The following is a 4,755-nucleotide window of genomic DNA, read 5'->3' on the forward strand; positions in this document are numbered from 1 at the left end:
AAAAAATAAAAAAAAAAATATATTATATTCAAAAATTTATTTAAAAAAAATAAAATAAATAATAAAAATAATTTTTTATATAATAAAAAATTATTTTATATTTATTTAAAACATATAAAAAATAAAAAAAAAAATATTAAAGAAATATCTAATATATTTACTATATTAGATATAAAAAAAAATGTTAAAACAAATTTTAAAAATATAAATTTAGAAAATCAAATAAATAAAAATTTCTATATATATTTATTATTAAGTAATAAAGATATTAGTAATTTTAATTCTTATTATATAAGAAAAAAAAAAATTAAAAATTCAATTTTAAATTTTTTTTTAAAAAATATAAATAAATTTAAAAAAAATAAATTTAAAAAAAATAAAAAATATTTAAATTTATTTTATTTAAATAAAAATAATTATTTAAAAAAAAATATAAATAATAATGATTTAGATGAACAAAATTATTTTAAAACTAAAAAATATTTAAGAAATAAATTAAGAACAGGAGAATTAGATAACAATTTTATAGAAATTAATGAATATCCTAATAATAGAATTGGAATAGAAATTTTAGCTCCTTTAGGAATAGAAAACATAATTAGCAATATTCAATCTATATTTTATAAATTAAATAATTTAAAAAAAAAAAAAATTAAAAAAATTAAAATAAAAGATGCCATAGATTTATTAATTGAAGAAACATTAGCTAAAAAAATAAATAAAAAAAAAATAGAAAAAGAAGCAATAAAAAGAGTTGAACATAATGGTATAGTATTTATAGATGAAATAGATAAAATATGTAAAAAAAATGGTAATAATGGTCCTGATGTTTCAAGAGAAGGAGTACAAAGAGATTTATTACCATTAATAGAAAGTTGTGAAATTAATACTAAATATGGTAAAGTTAAAACAGATTATATTTTATTTATAGCATCAGGGGCTTTTCAAATTAATAAACCATCTGATTTAATTCCAGAATTACAAGGTAGATTACCAATTAAAATAAATATGAAATCATTAACAATAAATGATTTTGAAAAAATTTTAATAGAACCTGATTTTTCTATGATAATACAATATAATTCTTTAATGTCCACAGAAGGGGTTAATTTAAATTTTACTAAAAATGGAATTAAAAATATTGCAAAATCAGCTTGGAATATAAATGAATATATAGAAAATATTGGTGCAAGAAGATTACATACAATTTTAGAAAATTTAATGAAATATACATTATTCAATAAAAATAATAAATTTAATAAAAATGTTATTATTAATAAAGAATATGTAGATAAATATTTAGAAAAATTAAATTTAGATGAAAATACAAACCGTTTTATTATATAGTATTAAACTTCTATTTTAAAAATAGAAGTTTAAATTTATAGGATTACAATGGAATGGATTAAAGCTAAAGTAAAAAAAATTAATATATGGAATAATAATTTATTTAGTATAATTTTAAAAGCAAAAATCAATAATTTTATAGCAGGACAATTTGTTCGTTTAACAACTTTAAAATCAAAAAATAATATTAGAAGAGCTTATTCCTATGTAAATTCTCCAAATAATAAAAATTTAGAATTTTATATTGTTAAAATAAATTCAGGTAATTTAAGTAATGAATTATATAATTTAAAAAAAAATGATTATATTTTAATTACCAAAGAATCTTTTGGATTTTTTACATTAAATGAAATACCTAAATGTAAAAATTTATGGATGTTTTCTACAGGTACAGCTATTGGTCCTTATTTATCTATTTTACAATATAAAAAAAATTTAACTTTTTTTAAAAATTTAATATTAGTTCATGCTGTAAAATTTATAAAAGATCTTAGTTACTTAATATTAATTAATAATTTAAAAAAAAAATATAAAAATAAATTAAAAGTTATATTAATAGTAAGTAGAGAAAAAAGTAATATATCAATTTTAGGAAGAATTCCAAAATTAATATCTAATGGGGTTATAGAAAAAAAAACTAATATTAAGATTAATAAAAAAAATGATCATATTATGTTATGTGGCAATCCTAATATGATAATAGAAACTCAAAAATTATTAAAAAAAAAATATAATATGAAAAAAAATTTGCGTAGAATTCCAGGAAATATTACAATTGAAAATTATTGGAAAAATATTATAATTAAGGAAAATTTATGAAAAAAATTTTAATTGTTGGAAATTGGAAATTAAATGGAAATAAAAAATTTTTGATTAATTTTATAAATAATTTTAAAAAAAAAAAAAAAAATATATATAAAAATTGTAATATTGTAATCACTCCTCCATCATTATATTTAGATGCATTTAATTATTTAACATTAAATGAAAATATTAATTTGGGGGCACAAAATGTAGATGTTAATGTTTTTGGTTCTTTTACTGGTGATTTATCTGTTAAAATGTTAAAAGATGTAGGTGTTAAATATGTAATTTTAGGACATTCTGAAAGAAGAATTAATTATTATGAAAATAATTTTACAGTTTTAAAAAAATTTATCTTATTAAAAAAATATAATCTTATACCTATTATATGTATTGGAGAAAATTATGATGAAAAAAAAAAAAAATTAACGAATAAAATTTGTATTAATCAAATTAAAATTATTATAAAAAAACTAGGAATTAAATCTTTAAATAATACTGTAATTGCTTATGAACCAATTTGGGCTATTGGAACAGGAAAATCTGCAAAACCTGAATATGTTCAAAATGTACATAGTAAAATAAGATCATATATTTCAAAATATGATAAATTAATTTCAAAAAATATTATAATTCAATATGGTGGTTCAGTAAATGAAAAAAATGCTAAATCTTTTATATTACAACATGATATTGATGGATTATTAATTGGAAATTCATCATTAAAATTAAATTCTTTTATTAAAATTATTAAAGAAGTTTCTAATTTAAAAAATTAGAAACTTTTAAAATATTTTTTGTATATTTTCCATCCATTTTTTTTTAAATATTTTTTTTTTTTTTTTAAAAGCATAATCTATATCATGAAATATTAATTTGTCATTTTTTATACCAATAAATTTTCCAGAATATCCTTTTAATAATAATTCTACTGCAAAAAAACCCATACGAGAAGCTAAAATTCTATCATATGCAATAGGTATACCACCTCTTTGAACATATCCTAGAATAGTAGTTCTAGTTTCTTTTTTTGTAGTTATTTCTATATATTTTGCAAGTTTTTTTATATTACATATATTTTCAGTAATAGCTATTATTAAATGTTTTTTTCCTAAATTAATTTTATTTTTAATATTATTAATTAAATTTAAAAAATTATATGGTATTTCAGGTAAAATTATAAAATCACATCCTCCTGCTATAGCAGAATTTAAAGTTAAATCACCACAATTTCTACCCATTATTTCAACAATAGATATTCTTTGATGTGAAGATGAATTATCTCTTAAACTATCAATAGATTTAACTATATTTTCTAAAGCTGTACTATAACCAATAGTATAATCTGTTCCATTTATATCATTGTCTATAGTTCCAGGTAAACATATACAAGTAAAACCCATTTCATGTAAACATTTTGCTCCCATATATGATCCATTACCACCTATTATTATTAAAGCATCTATTTTAGAAGATATTAAATTTTTAATTGATTTTAATCTAATTTTTTTTTTAACAAATTTTGGAAAACGAGATGTTCTTAGAAACGTACCTCCTATATTTATTAGATTAAAAACACTTTTAAAATTTAATTTAATCATTCTATTTTTATATAGACCTAAAAAACCATCAAAAATACCTATTATTTTAATTTTTAATTTTATAGAAGATAAAACTATACTTCTTATAGCATTATTCATTCCTGGAGAATCACCACCACTAGTTAATATTCCAATTTTTTTTATCATAAAAATCCTTATAATATTTTTATAAAATTTATTTTAAATAGAATTATTTTTGACAATTTTTACAAAAAAAAGTTGATCTTCCTTTTTGAATAATTTTTTTTATTAAAAAATTACAATTAATACATTTTTTATTTTCTTTTTTGTATACTTTTAAAAATTTTTGAAAATTACCTATTTTTTTATTAATATTAATAAAATTTTTTATTGTAGTACCATTATATTTAATAGCTTTATTTAATATATATTTAATACTACATAGTAATTTATTACATTCATATAAATTTATATTCATAGAAATTTTATATGGTAATATTTTAGATTTAAATAAAATTTCATTTGAATATATATTTCCTATACCTACAATAAATTTATTATTCATAATAAAATCTTTTATTTTTATTTTTTTTTTTTTAATATTATTAAATAAATAATATAAATTAAATTTTTTATTTAATGGATCTATTCCTAATCTTAAAAAAAATTTTTCTTTATATATATTTTTACTCCATAAAAATAAACCAAATTTTCTAGGATCATTATAACGTAAAATAAAATTATTTATTATTAAATCTACATGATCATGTTTACTAATTTTTTCATTTTTTGAACATAAAAACAAACTACCTGACATTCCTAAATGTATAACAATATATCCTGATTTTATTTTTATAATTATATATTTGGCAATTCTTTTAATATCAAGTATTTTTTTATTTTTAATGTTTTTAATTTCTTTAGAAACATATTTTTTAAATTTATTACAACGAATTGTTGTATATAAAATTAATTTATTTAATAAAATTTTATTCATATCTCTACAGATATTTTCTATTTCTGGTAATTCAGGCATTTTTTT

General features: G+C 16.3%; 5 protein-coding genes. 3 read left to right on the forward strand and 2 right to left on the reverse strand.

Features of this window, described 5'->3' with window-relative positions; translation table 11 throughout:
* Positions 1-432 precede the first annotated feature (432 nt).
* The 3 genes from hslU to tpiA are packed head-to-tail and all read left to right on the forward strand — an operon-like array spanning position 433 to position 2,930.
* Positions 433-1,347 carry an HslU--HslV peptidase ATPase subunit gene (hslU, locus tag C3B56_RS01720; protein ID WP_232817399.1) on the forward strand — a complete coding sequence of 305 codons (915 nt, stop codon included), beginning with the start codon at positions 433-435 and terminating at the stop codon, positions 1,345-1,347.
* Between the two features lie 48 nt (positions 1,348-1,395).
* The gene (locus tag C3B56_RS01725; protein WP_126071694.1) at positions 1,396-2,166 is read left to right on the forward strand and encodes an FAD-binding oxidoreductase; all 771 of its coding nucleotides are present in this window, start codon (positions 1,396-1,398) and stop codon (positions 2,164-2,166) included.
* A complete protein-coding gene (tpiA, locus tag C3B56_RS01730) occupies positions 2,163-2,930 on the forward strand; it encodes a triose-phosphate isomerase (protein WP_126071695.1) in 768 nt (255 codons plus the stop codon). The genes C3B56_RS01725 and tpiA overlap by 4 nt, the downstream gene beginning before the upstream one ends.
* Before the next feature lie 6 nt (positions 2,931-2,936).
* Here the strand turns inward: tpiA and C3B56_RS01735 are convergent, their stop codons facing one another.
* Both C3B56_RS01735 and mutM read right to left on the reverse strand, forming a co-directional pair.
* On the reverse strand, positions 2,937-3,899 hold the full coding sequence (locus tag C3B56_RS01735) for an ATP-dependent 6-phosphofructokinase (RefSeq protein ID WP_126071696.1): 963 nt from the start codon (positions 3,897-3,899) through the stop codon (positions 2,937-2,939).
* Between the two features lie 43 nt (positions 3,900-3,942).
* Positions 3,943-4,749 (reverse strand): bifunctional DNA-formamidopyrimidine glycosylase/DNA-(apurinic or apyrimidinic site) lyase, encoded by an 807-nt coding sequence (gene mutM, locus C3B56_RS01740; RefSeq protein WP_126071697.1) that lies wholly within the window; start codon positions 4,747-4,749, stop codon positions 3,943-3,945.
* Positions 4,750-4,755: the final 6 nt, after the last annotated feature.

The sequence above is a fragment of the Candidatus Annandia adelgestsuga genome (assembly GCF_003956045.1).
Classification (GTDB): Bacteria; Pseudomonadota; Gammaproteobacteria; order Enterobacterales; family Enterobacteriaceae_A; genus Annandia; species Annandia adelgestsuga.